Genomic DNA, 17,859 nt, shown 5'->3' on the forward strand with positions numbered 1-17,859 from the left:
CTTTGAAACTTGCTTTTTAGCTTGTTTAAACCATTTCTATTTATAAAACCGCTTTAAAATTTAATGAGTTTCTAATTTGTTTAATCATTTTATAATTCCTGTTTAAATCTGTTTTAAGTGTTGTAACAGATATTTATAAAAAAGGATAATGATTATGAAAGCAATCAAGAATATTTTAGTTCCAACCAATTTAACCGTAGGCTCATTAAGTGTGGTGCAATATGCTTTACACCAATTCAAAGGTTATGCCTTTAATATTACATTACTGCATGTTTTACCTTTACCAGATTCTATTTCAGATTTATTGATGTTATCAAGAAAAACTGATGAAAATGAACATATTCCATCAGAATTTCATGAGGCTGTACAAAGGCTTACTTTATTATTTCCACTTCGTATATCAAGCATCAAAATAGAGCATCAATATGGGTTATCTACTTCTATTTTAGCACAAATCATCAGTAACAAAGAAATAGATTTGATTTTACATTGTAAAACAGCTTTTAAAAGTGCCGCCAATAGTGATGAGCAAAAACTATTAAAATTATTAGACGAGAGTGCTTATCCAGTAGTGTATGTTCCGGAAGTTCCACTAGCCGATACGCCTAAAACCATCAGTTTTATTTTAGAAGAGAATGTTAACTGTGTAGCCATTCTAAAAAATATGCTTGACCAATTGTTGGTACAAGCCCAAACAGAAATAAGATTGATAGCCGCTATGCCTATAACTAAGGTTGCAACCTTAATAGCTCAGTTTAAAAACGAAGTAGATAAAGGGAAGCTTTTTGGTACTTATAAGTTTTCTATACACATGTTGCAGGGAGAAAATTATGAAGAGTCGGTAATGCAGTTTACAGAAGATTTTGAAGTTGATATGATTTTTCTTTTAAAAAAGAAGACATTTTTAAACAGATATTTTATCAACCAACATATCCTAAACCAAACACTTAAACAAGCAAGAATTCCATTATTTACGTTAGCTTAAAAAAAGGAGGTTATTATGTTGTTAAAAAGTAAAGTGCCCATTACTTATATATTCGGAAAAATTAAATTTGAGATTTTATTTGTTGCTTTTTATGCTTGTATCATTAGTATTTTAAGTAGTAATTACCATATTCAGAAATTTTCTTTACCTATAGCCGTACCTATGATTGTTGGGACAGTAATTTCTTTATTATTGGGTTTTAGGTCTAACCAAGCTTATGACCGTTGGTGGGAAGCTCGTATTATTTGGGGAGCTATCGTTAATGACTCAAGAACACTTGCCAGACAATTACTTTCTTTTTTTAAGGATCCGGATTATTCTGTAGAAATTAATCTTTTTCAAGAACGTTGGATAAAAAGACAAATGGCATGGTGTTATTGTTTAGGCCAAAGTTTAAGAGATAAGGACCCCGACGCAGGTTTACACAAATATTTAAGTAAACGAGATATGGTTTTTATCAATCATCATGACCATAAACCAAATGCTATTTTACAACTACACGCTAGAGATTTAAAATATGCACTAGAACGGGGATGGATAAATAGCTATCAGCAAGTGGAAATAGATAACACCTTAACTAAATTATGCGATGCCATGGGAAAATGCGAACGTATCAAAAAAACTGTTTTTCCTACCACTTATGGGATGTATATCCATTTTTCTATTTATTTTTTTGTACTGCAGTTACCATTTTCATTGATGGATTTTTTTGGGATTTACCAAATACCTGTAACTATTGCACTAGCTGCTACTTTCTTTTTGATAGAAAAAATGGCTGTTCATTTACAAGATCCATTTGAGAATAAGCCTACGGACACGCCTGTAACAAGTATTTCTAAAACCATAGAACGTAATTTATGGCAAATGTTGAGCGAGCGGGAGATACCCACTTATAAAACAGAATCTAAAGATTTTTATATTTTGTAGTCTTATCGAAATTAAAATAATACTTCTTTTTTTATTTGTAAGCTATCTCGAAAGGGGTAGCTTTTTGTTTTTTTTAGTTTTATGGATATGTAAGATAGGGTATAGGTTTTGGGGATGATTTTTAGATTTCAAGAAATTCGATAAAATCGAAAGCCGATGATTGTATCGTTATTTAACAAGCACTGCCCTTGCAACCTAAACCCGGTTGAAGCGGCATCCCCGGAACGACCATCGGGAGTGGAGGGATATAGTGGAAAACGGGACTAGCGGTACAAAATAATAACGCAACTGCTTTTCAAAAAAAACAGCCCCAATTTTTGGAGCTGCTTTCTGTAGATTTTTTAAACGTTTTTAGCTAACCAATCGCCAACTTCGCTGGTTTTGTAAGCTTTGTTGCTTCCGGCTAAATCTTCTGTAACGATGCCTTCTGCTAAAGATTTATTAACAACATCTCTGATAGCGGCTGCTTCTGCATGTAAACCAAAAGCGTCTTCAAACATCATAGCGGCAGATAAAACTGTTGCCAATGGGTTTGCAATGTCTTTTCCTGCTGCTTGTGGGTAAGAACCGTGGATAGGCTCGTACAATGAAGTATGTAAGCCTTTAGATGCCGATGGCATTAAACCCATAGAACCTGAAATTACAGAGGCCTCATCAGTTAAAATATCACCAAAAAGGTTTTCGGTAATTAAAACATCGTAAGAGTTTGGCCACTGTACTAAGCGCATAGCTACGGCATCAACAAACTCGTAACTAACGGTTACTTCTGGATAATCTTTTTCCATATCCTGTACGGTTTCTCTCCATAAGCGAGAGCTTTCTAGAACGTTTGCTTTATCTACACAGCATAATTTTTTGCTACGTGTCATGGCTATTTCAAAGCCTAATTTTGCTAAACGCTGAATTTCTGCTCTAGTGTATGTACAAGTATCAAAAGCGGTATTGCCATTGTCTTTTCTGCCTCTTTCTCCAAAGTAAATTCCGCCAGTTAACTCGCGTAAGATGATTAAATCTGTACCTTCTATACGTTCTCTTTTTAACGGAGAGTTATCTATTAAAGAAGGGAAAGTAAAAGTAGGACGAACGTTTGCAAATAAGCCTAATTTCTGACGCATTTTTAATAAACCTTGCTCAGGGCGAACGGTAGCTTTAGGATCATTATCGTATTTTGGATGACCAATAGCACCAAATAAAACAGCATCAGCAGCCATACAAACTTCGTGTGTACTATCTGGATAAGGCTCTCCACAATCATCAATAGCGCAAGCACCTGTTAAAGCAGATGTCCAATTGATTTCGTGGTTAAACTTGGTAGCAACAGCATTTACTACTTTAACAGCCTGGTCTACAACCTCAGGCCCAATTCCGTCTCCCGCTAAAAGGGCGATATTTAATTTCATATTTTGAGTAATTAGTATTGAGTATAAAGTATAAAGTATAAAGATGCTTACCTTTTACAAAGTCTTTTTACTTAGTACTTTTTTCTTGCTACTTAAATTATATTTAACATTTTTTGTGTCGCTTTAATGGCACATACAGTTTGGTCTGAGTCTAAACCACGTGTTTTAAAGCTTTTTTTATCGGTTTCCCATGTAATAATGGCTTCGCAAAGTGCATCAGAATCACTTCCTGGGGCGATTCTTACGGCATAATCTACTAGTTTTGGTAATTGTCTTTTCTTTTTAGCATAAACCTTATTTAAGGCATTCATAAAAGCATCAAACTGTCCATCACCTTGTGCATTTTCTTCAAAATGTTCTCCTTCAATAGAAACTGCTATAGTTGCAGAGGGGCGTAAACCTTTAGCATGTGTTAAAACGTAAGATTGTACGGTAACTTTTTCTTCATAAAGTTTACTATCCAAAACATCAGAAATGATATAAGGAAGGTCTTCTTTGGTAACGGTTTCCTTTTTATCTCCAAGTTCTATAACGCGTTGGGTAACCTTTTTTAAATCTTCATCATTAAGTTTTAAACCTAATTCCTGAAGATTTTTCTCAATATTGGCTTTGCCAGATGTTTTGCCTAAAGCATAAGTACGTTTCCTGCCAAATCTTTCTGGTAATAAATCATTAAAATAAAGGTTGTTTTTATTGTCGCCATCAGCATGGATACCGGCTGTTTGGGTAAACACATTATCTCCTACAATAGGCTTATTTGCTGGTATTCTGATGCCCGAAAATGTTTCTACCAGTTTACTTACTTTAAAAATGGAAGACTCTTTTAAAGAGATTTTTACCTCTGGCAGAAAATCGTTAATAACAGCAACGGCACTTGCCATAGGTGCATTTCCGGCTCTTTCGCCCATACCATTTACAGTTAAATGTAAACCATCTATACCTGCTTTTACGGCTTCTAAAACATTGGCGGTACTTAAATCGTAATCATTATGAGCATGAAAATCAAAATGAATGCTTGGATATTTTGATTTTAGCTCGGTAATGTAACCATACGTTTCTGAAGGAGTTAACACACCTAAAGTATCTGGTAGAAGTACTCTTTTGATAGATTGCTGGCTAAGGAAATCTAAAAACTGAAAAACATAGTCTTTAGAATTACGCATGCCATTACTCCAATCTTCTAAATAAACATTGGTTTCTATCTGATGTTGAGTTGCTAAAGTTATAACTGCTGCAATTTCATCAAAATGTTGTTGGGCGGTTTTTTTAAGTTGATGTGTTAAATGATTTAAAGAGCCTTTAGTTAGCAAATTTTGAACTTTTACACCTGCATTTAACATCCAATTGATTGATACACCGTTATCAACAAAAGAAAGTACTTCTATACGATTGGTATATCCGTTTTGGCTTGCCCAATCCATAATAGCTTTTACAGCTTGAAACTCGCCATCTGATACACGGGCAGAAGCAATTTCAACTCTGTCTACATGAAGTTCCTCCAGTAATAGCTGGGCAATCGTAAGCTTTTCAGAGGCGGAAAATGAAACTCCTGAGGTTTGTTCACCATCGCGGAGTGTAGTATCCATTATTTCTATTTTCCTGTTTACCATGTAAATGTTTTTTTGTTGATGATTGTTATTTCTATAAATCTATTTTAGAAAACGAGGCTGTCTCAAATTACCACTTTGTGTCAGGCTGAGCGGAGGCGAAGCCTTTCTGTGTATATCAGAGAACATTTCGACTCCGCTCAATGTGACAAATATGATTTTTTAGACAGCTTTGTTTTAAACAAGTTTATCAAAAACAGTGTGTTTTTATAATGGAAGATGCGTGGCAAATTCCTGAATTTCTGATTTTATGTTTTGTAGATAATCAATATCATCAAAACCATTCATCATATTTTCTTTTTTGTACGAGCTAATATCAAAGCTTTCTTGTTCTCCGGTTGATGTTAAAGTAATGGTTTGTGCCGGAAGATTAATTTCTAATGCTGTTTTTGGATCTGCCGCAATAGCTTTAAAGATTTTATCTAAAAACTCTGGACTTACCTGCACTGGCAAAACACCAATATTTAAGCAGTTATTTTTAAAAATATCTGCAAAGAAGCTAGAAACTACAGCTCTAAAGCCATAATCGTAAACAGCCCAAGCAGCATGCTCTCTTGATGAACCCGAACCAAAGTTTTTACCACCTACTAAGATTTTACCGCTATAAGTTGGGTTATTTAAGACGAAATCTGGTTTAGGAGTATTATCTGGGTTGTATCTCCAATCTCTGAAAAGGTTATCGCCAAAGCCTACACGTTCTGTAGCTTTTAAGAAACGAGCTGGTATAATTTGGTCAGTATCAACATTCTCTATAGAAAGTGGAACTGCACTGCTTTTTAATATGTTAAATTTATCGTATGCCATTTTTTTAGTTTTTTAGTTGTTAGTTTGTTGGTTTGTTAGTCTTTAAAGACTGATAACAAATTTTGAAACTATTCCTAAATGATATATTACTGTTAGTTTTTAGGTTATTAGATTTAATTGGACAAACCAACTAACAACCTAACCATCTAACCAACTAGTTCTTCCATTAATTCTCTCGGATCTGTTACTTTACCTGTAACCGCTGCTGCTGCCGCAACTAATGGGCTTGCTAGCATGGTTCTTGAACCTGGTCCTTGACGGCCTTCAAAGTTTCTGTTTGATGTACTTACTGCATATTTACCTGCAGGAATTTTATCATCATTCATTGCTAAACAAGCAGAACAACCTGGTTGACGTAGCGTAAATCCAGCCTCAGTTAAAATATCTAAAATACCTTCTTCTTTTATTTGAGACTCAACAATATGAGAACCTGGTACTAACCATACGGTTACATTTTCTGCTTTTTGTCTTCCTTTAACAACAGATGCAAAAGCTCTGAAATCTTCTATTCTACCATTGGTACAGCTTCCTACGAAAACATAATCAACAGGTTTACCTATCATAGAATCGCCTTCATTGAAACCCATATAGTTTAAAGATTTCTCATAAGTTTCTACACCACCTTCTACTTGTTCAGCATCAGGGATTTGGTTAGAAATACCAATACCCATACCTGGGTTGGTACCATAAGTAATCATCGGTTCAATTTCAGAAGCGTTGTAAACTAACTCTTTATCAAACACTGCATCAGCATCTGTTTTAAGAGTTTTCCAATATTCCATTGCTTTGTCCCAAGCTTCACCTTTTGGTGTAAACTCACGACCTTGGATATAATTGAAAGTAGTTTCGTCTGGAGCTATCATACCACCACGAGCACCCATTTCTATACTTAGGTTACACACCGTCATACGACCTTCCATACTCATTTTTTCGAAAACCTCACCAGCGTATTCTACAAAATAACCTGTTGCGCCAGAAGTAGTTAATTTAGAAATGATGAATAAAGCAACGTCTTTAGGCGTAACACCTCTGCTTAAAGTACCATTGATGGTGATTCTCATTTTCTTTGGTTTTGGTTGCATGATACATTGCGTAGAAAGTACCATTTCTACTTCAGATGTACCTATACCAAAAGCGATAGCACCAAAAGCACCATGAGTAGAGGTATGCGAATCTCCACAAACTATAGTTGCACCTGGTTGGGTAATACCATACTCTGGCCCAACTACGTGAACGATACCATTTTTTTGATGACCTAAACCCCAGTGAGAAATACCATATTCTTTAGAGTTAGCCTCTAAAGCTTTTAGCTGGTTTGCTGATAATGGATCTGCAACTGGTAAATGTTGGTTAATAGTAGGCGTGTTATGATCTGCCGTAGCAAAAGTACGCTCAGGATATAAAACTTTAATACCTCTGGTTTTTAATCCTAAGAAAGCTACCGGGCTGGTAACTTCATGGATTAAATGACGATCGATAAATAGAACATCTGGACCGCCTTCTATCTTGCGAACCACATGTTTATCCCACACTTTGTCAAACAATGTCTTGCTCATCTTATTATAATTTTATTTGTTTTCTAATCTTAAGGCCTTATCAATAATTGCAATAAGGCAAATTTAAATTTTATATAAATTTATTTATAGCATCTAAATAAGCATTTGCAGATGCTTTTACGATATCAGAACTGAAACCGTAACCTGCATAGTATTTATCGCCATATTTAACTCTCATATTTACTTTACTAACATCATTACTTCCACCATGTATAGCATCAATATGAAACTCTTTTAAAGTAACTTCTTTTTTAATGATGCTATCCATAGCTTTTATGGTAGCGTCTACCGGGCCATTTCCTGATGCTACAGCTTCATACACTTTTTCATGAATTTCTAGCTTTACCATAGCGGTAGGAATTAGAGGGTCGCCACACATTACCTGTAATAATTTAATGGTGATACCATCTTTATAATTACGCTCGGTACCATCGCCCATTAATAATAATAAGTCATCATCTTTGATTTCTTTTTTACTATCAGCAAGTACTAAGAAACGCTCGTAAACTTCATCTAAGTTTATTTTTTCAATTAAATATCCTAAACGCTCTAAATGGTGTTTAAGCGCATGCCTACCACTTCTTGCTGTTAAAATAATCTCTGATTGGTCTATACCTACATCCTCAGGATTGATGATTTCATAATTCTCTCTGAATTTTAAAACACCATCTTGATGAATACCCGAACTATGTGCAAACGCATTTTTACCAACAATAGCTTTGTTTGGCTGTACTGGCATACGCATCATACGGCTAACCATTCCGCTTAATTCGTAGAATTTTTTGCTATTGATATGGGTATAATATCCTAATTGGTGGGTTTTTAATATCATAGCAACTTCTTCTAATGAAGTGTTACCCGCTCTTTCGCCAATACCATTAATGGTACATTCTACTTGGCGAGCACCGTTTTGGATGCCGGCAATAGAATTTGCTGTTGCCAAACCTAAATCGTTATGGCAGTGTACAGAAATTATAGCTTGGTCTATATTCTTAACATTCTCTTTTAGGAAACGAATTTTAGAGCCGTACTGGTCTGGTAAACAATAACCATTAGTGTCTGGGATGTTTACTACTGTAGCACCTGCTGCTATTACAGCCTCTATCATTTGGGCAAGAAAAACTACATCTGCTCTTCCGGCATCTTCTGCATAAAACTCAATATCTTCAACAAATTTCTTTGCATATTTTACAGCAGCAACACCACGTTCCAGAATATCCTCGCGGGTACTGTTAAATTTGTATTTGATGTGCATGTCTGATGCACCAATTCCAGTATGTATTCTTGGTCTTTTGGCATGCTTTAAAGATTCTACAGCAGCATCAATATCTTTTGTATTAGCTCTAGTTAAAGCACAAATAATAGGCTCTCTTACTGCTTTAGATAATTCTACAACGCTTTGGAAGTCTCCCGGACTTGAAATAGGGAAACCAGCCTCAATAACATCAACACCTAAGATTTCTAGCTCTTTTGCAATCTCTATTTTTTCTGATGTTGTTAATTGACAGCCAGGTACCTGTTCACCGTCTCTCAAAGTGGTGTCGAAAATGTAAATTCTATTCGGGTCGTGTAACATATTCTTTTGTTAGCTTCATTTATCTTATACAAGATGAAATGAATTTTTTTATTCTCTTTTTATATCGATAACGCAAAGCTCAGCGCATCTGAAGCCTTGTGTTTTTTACTTTCTTTATCTATTTTTTCTATCAAGATAACTTCTCCGTTATCTAGAACAATCTTTTTTTCTAAGCAGTTGGGTAATTGCGATTCAAAATGACCAACATAAATTAAAGTCATACCATTACTGCAAAGCTCATCAACCAATTGGTTAAAATGTTGCGTTTGTTGTTTATCTAAACCTTGGCATGGCTCATCCAGAATTAATAATTCTGGGTTTTTAATGATGGTTCTTGCCAATAAAACCAATCTTTGTGCGCCTAAGGGTAAGGTGTTTAAAAGTCTATTTTTTTCTTCGGTTAAACCGAAATATTCAACTAGTTCATCTACCAAAATACTTTTAGAATAGGGGAGTTGTCTAAATAAACCTACCGAATCATAAAGACCAGAAGCAACGCTTTCCCATACAGTTGCTGACGCATCAAAATACCAATGAAACTCTGGAGAAATTAGACCAATATGTTGTTTAATATCCCAAATGCTTTCTCCGCTACCTCTTTTATTACCAAATAAGTATAAGGTATTGGCATAAGATTGAGGATGATCTCCGTTTATTAAACTTAATAAGGTTGATTTACCCGAACCATTATGTCCTTGCAATAACCATTTTTCGCCAGCTTTAACTTCCCAGCTAACATTTTTTAATACTTTTTTATCACCATAACTAATTTGGATATTTTCCATTTTAGCTATTTGCTGTGAGCTATAAACTGGCGATGTTCTTAAAAAAGTTGGTATGGTTTTGTTTTCCCTTTGGGGGATGAATTGCTGTAAATCAATTTTCGTATTTACGGTTACCAATTTTTTGTTTACAATGGTAGCAAAACGGTTGATTGACGATGGTAAATCATCATCATTACTGATTAAGATTAAAGTTACACCTGCCGATGCAGCTTCATCTAAAAGAAGGTTTAAGCTTTTTCTTGATTTAAAATCTAATCCTGTATAAGGCTGATCTAAAATAAGTACTTGAGGTTTTAACCATAAAGCCTTAACCAGTTGTAATTTCTTATGCTCGCCGCTAGAAAGCTCTATAAGTTGCGAGTTTTGTAGAGATGAAAAATTGAAAATTTCTAAGATTGGTTCAACATCATCAATACTTAAATGATTTTCTTTAGCGTAATAAGCAAGTTCTGCTTTTACAGTTAAAGTTTCTTTTGCTTGTTGGCTGGTATAGCGTTGCTGATAATAAAAATTAGCAACTCCTTCTAAATTTTTAAACTGATACCAGCTTTCTACCAACAAAACTTTTGCAGTTAGCTTATTTGTATCGTTAAAATTGATTTTAATATTGCCAGATGCGGCTAATAAGCCAGCTATCACTTTTGCTAAGGATGTTTTGCCGTTACCGCTTTCTCCATCTAATAACCAGTTTTCTCCAGAAAGGATAGTCCAATTCAAATCCTGTAACACCAGAGATTGCTGGTATTGCAAGTTTAAATTTTGGATATGGACGACTGGTTGTGACATAAATTTCACCATTAAATCCCCTCTCTTTCGGAGAGGGGACTTGTGGACAGAATAAAATTCAACTTTTTTAAATTAATTAATATTTAGCACTCATTTTATTCCCTCTGCTTTGGAGAGGGTTAGGGTGAGGCTTTTTATTAAGCTGTTTTAATAGCTTTCATAGCTGTCATTGCTTTACGCAATTTTACACCTACAACTTCTACTTGGTGGCTACGTAAAATTTCATTGATTTCTACCAATCTTCTGTTATCTACAGAACCATCTTTACCTTCATTGAAGTTTTTACCTACTAAGTCTGTATTAACTTTCTTCATGAAATCAGCTAATAAAGGCTTACAAGCTTGGTCAAACAAATAGCAACCATACTCAGCAGTATCAGAAATTACACGGTTCATCTCAAATAATTTTTTACGAGCGATGGTATTTGCAATAAGTGGAGTTTCGTGTAAAGACTCGTAGTAAGCAGATTCTGGTTTAATACCAGCCTCAACCATAGTTTCAAAAGCTAACTCAACACCGGCTCTAACAAAAGCAACCATTAATAAGTAATTATCAAAGTACTCTTGCTCGCCAATTTTAACATCTCCAGCTGGAGTTTTTTCAAAAGCAGTTTCACCTGTTTCTGCTCTCCAAGCTAATAAGTTTTTATCGCCGTTAGCCCAATCTTCCATCATGATACGGCTAAACTCGCCACTCATAATATCATCTTGATGCTTTTGGAATAAAGGACGCATAATGTCTTTTAATTCTTCTGAAACTTCAAAAGCCTTAACTTTAGCAACATTGCTTAAACGATCCATCATACCAGAAACGCCACCATGTTTTAAAGCCTCAGTGATAACTTCAACACCATATTGTACCAATTTAGAAGCGTAACCAGCATCAATACCTTTTTCAATCATTTTATCGAAAGAAAGGATAGAGCCAGTTTGTAACAAACCACAAAGAATAGTTTGCTCGCCCATTAAATCAGATTTTACCTCCGCAACAAAAGATGATTTTAATACACCAGCTCTGTGGCCACCAGTACCTACGCAATAAGCTTTTGCTTGTGCTAAACCTTTTCCTTCTGGATCATTTTCTGGGTGTACAGCAATTAGGGTAGGTACACCAAAACCTCTTACATATTCTGCTCTAACCTCGCTACCAGGGCATTTTGGCGCAACCATAATAACGGTAATATCTTTACGGATTTGCATGCCTTCTTCTACAATATTAAAACCGTGAGAATACAATAGGGTAGAACCTTGTTTCATTAATGGCATAATTGCATTAACAACCGCAGTATGTTGCTTGTCTGGTGTAAGGTTAACCACTACATCTGCAGAAGGGATTAACTCTTCATAAGTACCAACTTTAAAGTTGTTTTCTGTAGCGTTTTTCCAAGAGTCACGTTTGCTTTCAATTGCTTCTTTACGTAATGTATAACTTACATCTAAGCCGCTATCTCTTAAATTTAAGCCTTGGTTTAAGCCTTGTGCGCCGCAACCTACAACTACAATCTTTTTCCCTTTTAAAGCATTTACACCATCTGCAAACTCAGCATTATCCATGAATTCGCAAACGCCTAATTGGTTTAGTTTTTCTCTAAGAGGTAAAGTATTAAAATAATTTGCCATTGTTTTTTGTTTTTATGTCCGAAGTTGGAAGTCCGCAGACTGTACCAAGTTCGTTCTTTATATATGTTTGTTTATTGTTTCTATTTTTTACTTAATGCTTATGACTTTAGTCTTCTGACCTCGGTCTGCCGACTTTAAACTACATCGTAAACACCTTATCGCCATTATTTAGATATTCATTCTCTGCTGCTGGCTCTCCGGGTTCGCGGTTTTCAAATTGTTTAAGTTTGGTATGGAAACCATCGCTAGCTTTTATAATAGCTACACGGGCACTTCTTACAAATTCTATTAAACCATATTGTTGTAATACTACCACTAAAGCATCCGTTTCTTCTCTATGTCCGGTAGTTTCAAAAACGGTGTAATCTTTACGGATAACTACTGCTCTTGCACCATATTCACGTAATAAACGCTCTACACTTACATGCTCTGCAATAATTTCGGTTGGTACTTTGTAAAGAGCAAGCTCTTGCCAGATAACATCTTCATTGGTATTGTAGTATACTTTTAATACTTCAACTTGCTTTTCTAGCTGACGAGCAACTTTTCTTACCACCTCTTCAGTTTCGTTTATCACGATGTTAAAGCGATGAATACTTTCTACCTCAGAAGGTGATGTGTTTAAGCTTTCGATATTCAGTTTTCTTCTACTAAATATAATTGCTATCCTGCTCAGTAAACCAACCTGGTTTTCGGTATAAACAGTGATGTTAAATTCCTTCTTTTCTAATTTTGATTCCATGATTTTTTAAATTGAAGGTTTACTTAAGCCTGATTTCACTAACACTACAGCCTTGTGGAACCATAGGGAATACATTATTTTCTTTAGTTACCATAACTTCTAAAAGGTATGAGCCTTTATGATCAAGCATGGTTTTTAAAGCGTCTTTTAGTTCTGCTCTTTCAGATATTTTTTGTCCGTCTATGTAGTAACTTTTTGCAAGGGCTACAAAATCCGGACTGGTAATGTCAACAAATGAGTATCTTCTATCGTGGAAAAGCTCTTGCCATTGTCTTACCATCCCTAAGAACTGATTATTCAAAATCATGATTTTTACATCAATACCACTTTGCATAATAGTACCTAGTTCTTGTAAAGTCATTTGGAAACCACCATCACCAATAACAGCTACTACGGTTTTTTCTGGTGCGCCAAACTTAGCTCCAATAGCTGCCGGTAAAGCAAAGCCCATAGTGCCTAAACCACCGCTGGTAATATTACTTCTGGTATGATTAAATTTAGCATAACGGCAAGCTACCATTTGGTGCTGGCCCACATCTGTTACGATAATAGCGTCTCCGTTAGTTAATTGGTTAAGCTGATTGATCACCTCGCCCATGGTTAACTCTCCACTTTGAGGATTAATTTCAGCATCGATACACTGAGCAAACTCTTCTTTAGAATAATTATTAAACTTAGCTAACCATTCTTCATGTTTGTTTTCTTTAACTAAAGCAGTTAATAAAGGTAAAGTCTCTTTACAATCTCCCCATACCGGAACATGAGCTTTCACATTTTTGTCAATTTCGGCAGGGTCAATATCTAAGTGGATAACCTTAGCTTGTTTAGCATATTTATCTAAACGACCAGTAACACGGTCATCAAAACGCATCCCAATAGCAATTAAAACATCGCATTCATTGGTTAAAACATTTGGGCCGTAATTACCATGCATACCTAACATCCCAACATTTAAAGGATGGTCTGTAGGGATAGCACCTGCACCTAAAATTGTCCAAGCGGCAGGAATGCCTGTTTTCTCAACAAAAGCTTTAAACTCTTGTTCGGCATTACCCAATAATACACCTTGGCCGAATAAAACAAAAGGTTTTTTAGCTTCATTGATTAAAGCAGCAGCTTGCTCTATATAATTATTTCTAACTATAGGTGTTGGTCTGTAACTTCTGATATGATTACACTTTTTATAACCTTGGTAAGCAGTTAATTGTATTTGTGCATTCTTTGTAATATCAATAAGTACTGGTCCTGGTCTGCCTGTTTTAGCAATATGAAATGCTTTTGCTAGTACCTCAGCAATTTCAGAAGCATCAGTTACCTGATAATTCCATTTGGTAACAGGTGTAGTGATATTGATAACATCAGTTTCTTGGAAAGCGTCTGTTCCTAAAAGATGCGCAAATACTTGTCCAGTGATACATACCATTGGCGTACTATCAATTTGTGCATCAGCTAAACCCGTAATTAAGTTGGTAGCACCTGGTCCGCTAGTGGCAAATACAACACCTACTTTCCCTGATGTACGGGCATAACCTTGTGCAGCATGTGTTGCACCTTGCTCATGGCGAACCAGAATGTGTTTTAATCTATCCTGATAATCGTATAAAGCATCATAAATAGGCATAATTGCTCCTCCTGGATATCCAAAAATGGTATCAACACCTTCGGCAATTAAACCGTTTAATAAAATTTCTGAGCCTTTAAGCTGTTCTACAGTGATTGCTGTCTCTTCTTCAGAACTCATCAGTAACGCATCCTTCTGTTGCATTTTTTACAAGTTTAAAATATTTATACAATACCCCGCTTTTTACCGGAGGCTCTGGTTGTGTCCATTTTGCTTTTCTTGTAGCTAATTCTTCATCAGACAGCATCACATTAATGGTATTTTTAGTAGCATCAATTTCAATAATGTCATCATCATTAATCAAAGCGATATTACCACCTTCAAATGCTTCAGGAACAATATGACCTACTACAAAACCATGTGTACCTCCAGAAAATCTACCATCAGTAATTAATGCTACTGAAGAACCTAAGCCTGCACCAAAAATGGCAGAAGTTGGTTTTAACATTTCTGGCATACCTGGTCCACCTTTTGGCCCTACATAACGGATAACTACTACATCACCTGCTTTAACTTTTCCTGATGATATACCTTCAATAAGTGCCGACTCTCCATTAAAAACTCTTGCTGGTCCAGAGAAACGTTCACCTTCTTTACCTGATATTTTAGCAACACTACCTTGAGTAGCAATATTGCCATATAGCATTTGTAAGTGACCGGTAGTTTTTATTGGGTTTTCTATAGGGAAAATAATTTTCTGCTCATCAAAGTCAAGGTCTTTAGCTTCGGCAACGTTTTCAGCAACGGTTTTTCCTGTAACGGTTAAACAATCACCATGGATTAAACCTTTCTTTAAAAGATATTTCATAATAGCTGGTGTTCCGCCTAATTCATGAACATCTTCCATCATGTATTTTCCGCTAGGTTTTAAATCTGCAATTACCGGTACGCTATCGCTGATGTCTTGGAAATCTTTCATGCTGAGGTCTACACCTACAGATCTAGCCATGGCTATCATGTGTAAAACAGCATTGGTTGAGCCACCCATCACCATAATAACCACCATAGCGTTATGAAAAGCTTTACGAGTCATGATATCACGTGGTTTGATATCTTTCTCTAATAAAATCCTGATGAATTTGCCAGCTTCTAAACATTCATCTTTTTTCTCTTGGCTTAAAGCCGGATTTGATGAACTGTAAGGCAAACTCATACCTAATGCTTCTATAGCAGAAGACATGGTATTAGCAGTATACATACCACCACATGCTCCAGCACCCGGACAAGAATGTTCTATAATACCTTGGTAGTCTTCTTCGCTAAGGTTTCCTGCAATTTTTTGTCCTAAAGCTTCAAAAGCTGATACGATATTTAAAGACTGTCCTTTATAATTTCCAGAATGGATAGTACCACCATAAACCATAATAGATGGTCTGTTTAACCTTCCCATGGCAATGATAGCTCCAGGCATGTTCTTATCGCAACCAGGTAAAGCTATTAAAGCATCATAGTAATGACCGCCACAAACAGTTTCTATAGAGTCTGCAATAACATCTCTTGATACCAAAGAAAAACGCATCCCATCTGTGCCATTAGTAATACCATCACTAATACCAATGGTATGAAATTTTAAACCTACAAGATTATGGTTCCAGACACCTTTTTTTACAATATCAGCTAAATCATTTAAGTGCATGTTACAAGTGTTACCATCATAACCCATGCTGGCAATACCTACTTGTGCTTTTGCTAAATCTTCTCTTGTTAAGCCAATTCCATAAAGCATTGCTTGTGATGCAGGCTGTGTCTGATCTTGAGTAATAGTCTTACTATACTTATTTAATTCCATTATATTATTACTTCGAAACTTAATTTATCTAATACTAAATTCTTGTATGCTCTTTGTATGGTTGCGCCAAGCGAGTCTTTGAAAGGCGTTTTATATATTTTATCGTCCAAAGAGGCTATTCCAACAACTTCAACTGCTGTGCTACACAAAAATGCGCTATCTGCGTTTTTTAGTTCTTCTACAGAAATAAGCTTTTCTATAACTTCTATATCCAATTGTTTGGCTATTTTAATAATAGTTGCTCTTGTAATACCGGGTAAAATATAAGCTGAGATTTCTGGAGTATAGAGCTTTCCATTTTTCTCTATAAAAATATTTGCACCGGGTGCTTCTGCTACATAGCCTCTAACATCTAACTGTATAGCATCATCATATCCATTTTGTGCGGCATCTGTTGTAGCTAAAATAGAATTGATATAATTACCTGTAAGTTTTGCATCTACCGGTACTGATTTTGGATTTGGTCTTTCAAACCTAGAAATGCAAGTATTTAATGATTTATGAGCATCATAATAATCCCAATGCCAAGCCATTATGGTAATTTCAGATTGCTGATTTACTTTTAAATCCATACCAGCTCCACAAGTAACCAAAGGTCTTAAATAAGCGTTCTTTAACCTGTTTTTATGTAAAACTTTATAAGAAACTTCTATCAATTCTTCTATATCCCAGTGAAAAGGAATATTTACTTTTTCACAAGAGCGCTGAAGGCGTTCAAGATGCTCACGGACTTTAAAAAGTTTTACACCATTATTGGTTTGATAAGATCTGATACCCTCAAAAGCTCCAAAACCGTAATGAACAGTCTGGCTGAAAATATCTATACCGGCATGTTCTGCCTGGAAAAACTCTCCATTTTGGTATATAATTGTTTTCATTTCTACTTTATTGGGTTTAAATGATAAAAAAAAAGCCTTCTTTATTGGAAGGCATCTTTAATTTTATGTAGCTAATTAAAACATGCCTTAGACTGTGTACCTAGTAAAATAGGTAAAAAAATAACGACTAAGTTTATAGCTATTAAAATCATATTTATACTTTATTTTTTATCAACTTTAATCTTCTCAAGGTAAGGCATGTAATATTTATTGTCAAGAGTAAAGCATTAAAAAAGCTAAAAAAAATATAATTTCATTAAATAATGCGAAACAGAATAATATTTGCTCTTGAAGCGCCAAACCATTATAAATTTCATAATTTTTGAACCAAAAATGAAAATGGTATTTAGTACAAAATCAACTTTTGCTATGCAAGCATTGTATTTTGAGAGCTAAATCTTCTTAAAATGTAAGATGGGCTTTAAAAATTTAAAATTTTGGTCAAAAAAAAACCGATAACTTCAGCCATCGGTTTTTTCATTTTAAAAAGCTTTAATTAGCTTTCTATTACTCCTTCTGCAAGAACAATAATCTTATTATCAATAACTTCTATTGCACCGCCGTTGATGATAAGCTTTTCTGTCTTACTTGCTGTTCTGATGATAACTTGTCCTTTCTCTAAAGTTGAGATGATAGGAGCGTGGTTATTGAGTACTTCAAAAGAACCCATCGTTCCCGGAACAGTTACTGATGTAACTTCACCATCAAATACTTTTTTATCTGGAGTTAATATTTCTAAATTCATGTTTTAGTATTGAGTAGTGATTATTGCGTATAGAGTTCT

At 35.3% G+C, this 17,859-nt stretch carries 14 protein-coding genes; 2 read left to right on the top strand and 12 right to left on the bottom strand.

Features of this window, described 5'->3' with window-relative positions; translation table 11 throughout:
• Positions 1–154 precede the first annotated feature (154 nt).
• Together B2745_RS02125 and B2745_RS02130 are read left to right on the top strand one after the other, a co-directional pair.
• Complete coding sequence (locus B2745_RS02125) at positions 155–985, top strand: universal stress protein (protein WP_304063069.1); 831 nt, start codon at positions 155–157, stop codon at positions 983–985.
• Positions 986–1,000: 15 nt separating this feature from the next.
• Positions 1,001–1,912, top strand: a complete 912-nt coding sequence (locus B2745_RS02130) for a bestrophin family protein (protein WP_304063072.1) — start codon at positions 1,001–1,003, stop codon at positions 1,910–1,912.
• Between the two features lie 341 nt (positions 1,913–2,253).
• Here B2745_RS02130 and leuB read toward each other — a convergent pair whose 3' ends face one another.
• The 12 genes from leuB to atpC form a co-directional block, all read right to left on the bottom strand.
• Positions 2,254–3,312 carry a 3-isopropylmalate dehydrogenase gene (gene leuB, locus B2745_RS02135; RefSeq protein ID WP_304063074.1) on the bottom strand — a complete coding sequence of 353 codons (1,059 nt, stop codon included), beginning with the start codon at positions 3,310–3,312 and terminating at the stop codon, positions 2,254–2,256.
• A gap of 92 nt (positions 3,313–3,404) precedes the next feature.
• Complete coding sequence (locus B2745_RS02140; RefSeq protein WP_304063077.1) at positions 3,405–4,922, bottom strand: alpha-isopropylmalate synthase regulatory domain-containing protein; 1,518 nt, start codon at positions 4,920–4,922, stop codon at positions 3,405–3,407.
• A gap of 204 nt (positions 4,923–5,126) precedes the next feature.
• Entirely contained in the window at positions 5,127–5,723 is a 597-nt protein-coding gene (gene leuD, locus B2745_RS02145; protein WP_149074828.1) for a 3-isopropylmalate dehydratase small subunit, read from the bottom strand.
• A gap of 146 nt (positions 5,724–5,869) precedes the next feature.
• The gene (leuC, locus tag B2745_RS02150; protein ID WP_304063080.1) at positions 5,870–7,279 is read right to left on the bottom strand and encodes a 3-isopropylmalate dehydratase large subunit; all 1,410 of its coding nucleotides are present in this window, start codon (positions 7,277–7,279) and stop codon (positions 5,870–5,872) included.
• Positions 7,280–7,349: 70 nt separating this feature from the next.
• Positions 7,350–8,855: a 2-isopropylmalate synthase gene (locus B2745_RS02155; RefSeq protein WP_304063082.1), complete on the bottom strand. Its 1,506-nt coding sequence runs from the start codon at positions 8,853–8,855 to the stop codon at positions 7,350–7,352.
• Positions 8,856–8,914: 59 nt separating this feature from the next.
• Positions 8,915–10,426, bottom strand: a complete 1,512-nt coding sequence (locus B2745_RS02160; protein WP_304063085.1) for an ATP-binding cassette domain-containing protein — start codon at positions 10,424–10,426, stop codon at positions 8,915–8,917.
• 137 nt (positions 10,427–10,563) lie between these two features.
• Positions 10,564–12,045: a ketol-acid reductoisomerase gene (gene ilvC, locus B2745_RS02165; RefSeq protein ID WP_304063088.1), complete on the bottom strand. Its 1,482-nt coding sequence runs from the start codon at positions 12,043–12,045 to the stop codon at positions 10,564–10,566.
• 139 nt (positions 12,046–12,184) lie between these two features.
• The gene (gene ilvN / locus B2745_RS02170; protein ID WP_026903843.1) at positions 12,185–12,787 is read right to left on the bottom strand and encodes an acetolactate synthase small subunit; all 603 of its coding nucleotides are present in this window, start codon (positions 12,785–12,787) and stop codon (positions 12,185–12,187) included.
• A 19-nt stretch (positions 12,788–12,806) separates the two neighbouring features.
• On the bottom strand, positions 12,807–14,528 hold the full coding sequence (gene ilvB / locus B2745_RS02175; RefSeq protein ID WP_304063157.1) for a biosynthetic-type acetolactate synthase large subunit: 1,722 nt from the start codon (positions 14,526–14,528) through the stop codon (positions 12,807–12,809).
• Positions 14,518–16,197, bottom strand: a complete 1,680-nt coding sequence (gene ilvD, locus B2745_RS02180) for a dihydroxy-acid dehydratase (protein ID WP_304063091.1) — start codon at positions 16,195–16,197, stop codon at positions 14,518–14,520. Before ilvD ends, ilvB begins: the two co-directional genes overlap by 11 nt.
• Positions 16,197–17,075: a branched-chain amino acid transaminase gene (locus B2745_RS02185; protein ID WP_304063094.1), complete on the bottom strand. Its 879-nt coding sequence runs from the start codon at positions 17,073–17,075 to the stop codon at positions 16,197–16,199. The genes ilvD and B2745_RS02185 overlap by 1 nt, the downstream gene beginning before the upstream one ends.
• A 496-nt stretch (positions 17,076–17,571) precedes the next feature.
• A complete protein-coding gene (atpC, locus tag B2745_RS02190) occupies positions 17,572–17,820 on the bottom strand; it encodes an ATP synthase F1 subunit epsilon (protein WP_304063097.1) in 249 nt (82 codons plus the stop codon).
• Positions 17,821–17,859 lie beyond the last annotated feature (39 nt).

The sequence above is a fragment of the Pedobacter glucosidilyticus genome (assembly GCF_002483235.1).
Taxonomy (GTDB): domain Bacteria; phylum Bacteroidota; class Bacteroidia; order Sphingobacteriales; family Sphingobacteriaceae; genus Pseudopedobacter; species Pseudopedobacter glucosidilyticum_B.

Coding starts and splice junctions, on each gene's coding strand:
- B2745_RS02125 (WP_304063069.1), top strand. CDS start 155: ATGAAAGCAATCAAGAATATTTTAGTTCCAACCAATTTAACCGTAGGC.
- B2745_RS02130 (WP_304063072.1), top strand. CDS start 1,001: ATGTTGTTAAAAAGTAAAGTGCCCATTACTTATATATTCGGAAAAATT.
- leuB (WP_304063074.1), bottom strand. CDS start 3,312: ATGAAATTAAATATCGCCCTTTTAGCGGGAGACGGAATTGGGCCTGAG.
- B2745_RS02140 (WP_304063077.1), bottom strand. CDS start 4,922: ATGGTAAACAGGAAAATAGAAATAATGGATACTACACTCCGCGATGGT.
- leuD (WP_149074828.1), bottom strand. CDS start 5,723: ATGGCATACGATAAATTTAACATATTAAAAAGCAGTGCAGTTCCACTT.
- leuC (WP_304063080.1), bottom strand. CDS start 7,279: ATGAGCAAGACATTGTTTGACAAAGTGTGGGATAAACATGTGGTTCGC.
- B2745_RS02155 (WP_304063082.1), bottom strand. CDS start 8,855: ATGTTACACGACCCGAATAGAATTTACATTTTCGACACCACTTTGAGA.
- B2745_RS02160 (WP_304063085.1), bottom strand. CDS start 10,426: ATGTCACAACCAGTCGTCCATATCCAAAATTTAAACTTGCAATACCAG.
- ilvC (WP_304063088.1), bottom strand. CDS start 12,045: ATGGCAAATTATTTTAATACTTTACCTCTTAGAGAAAAACTAAACCAA.
- ilvN (WP_026903843.1), bottom strand. CDS start 12,787: ATGGAATCAAAATTAGAAAAGAAGGAATTTAACATCACTGTTTATACC.
- ilvB (WP_304063157.1), bottom strand. CDS start 14,528: ATGAGTTCTGAAGAAGAGACAGCAATCACTGTAGAACAGCTTAAAGGC.
- ilvD (WP_304063091.1), bottom strand. CDS start 16,197: ATGGAATTAAATAAGTATAGTAAGACTATTACTCAAGATCAGACACAG.
- B2745_RS02185 (WP_304063094.1), bottom strand. CDS start 17,075: ATGAAAACAATTATATACCAAAATGGAGAGTTTTTCCAGGCAGAACAT.
- atpC (WP_304063097.1), bottom strand. CDS start 17,820: ATGAATTTAGAAATATTAACTCCAGATAAAAAAGTATTTGATGGTGAA.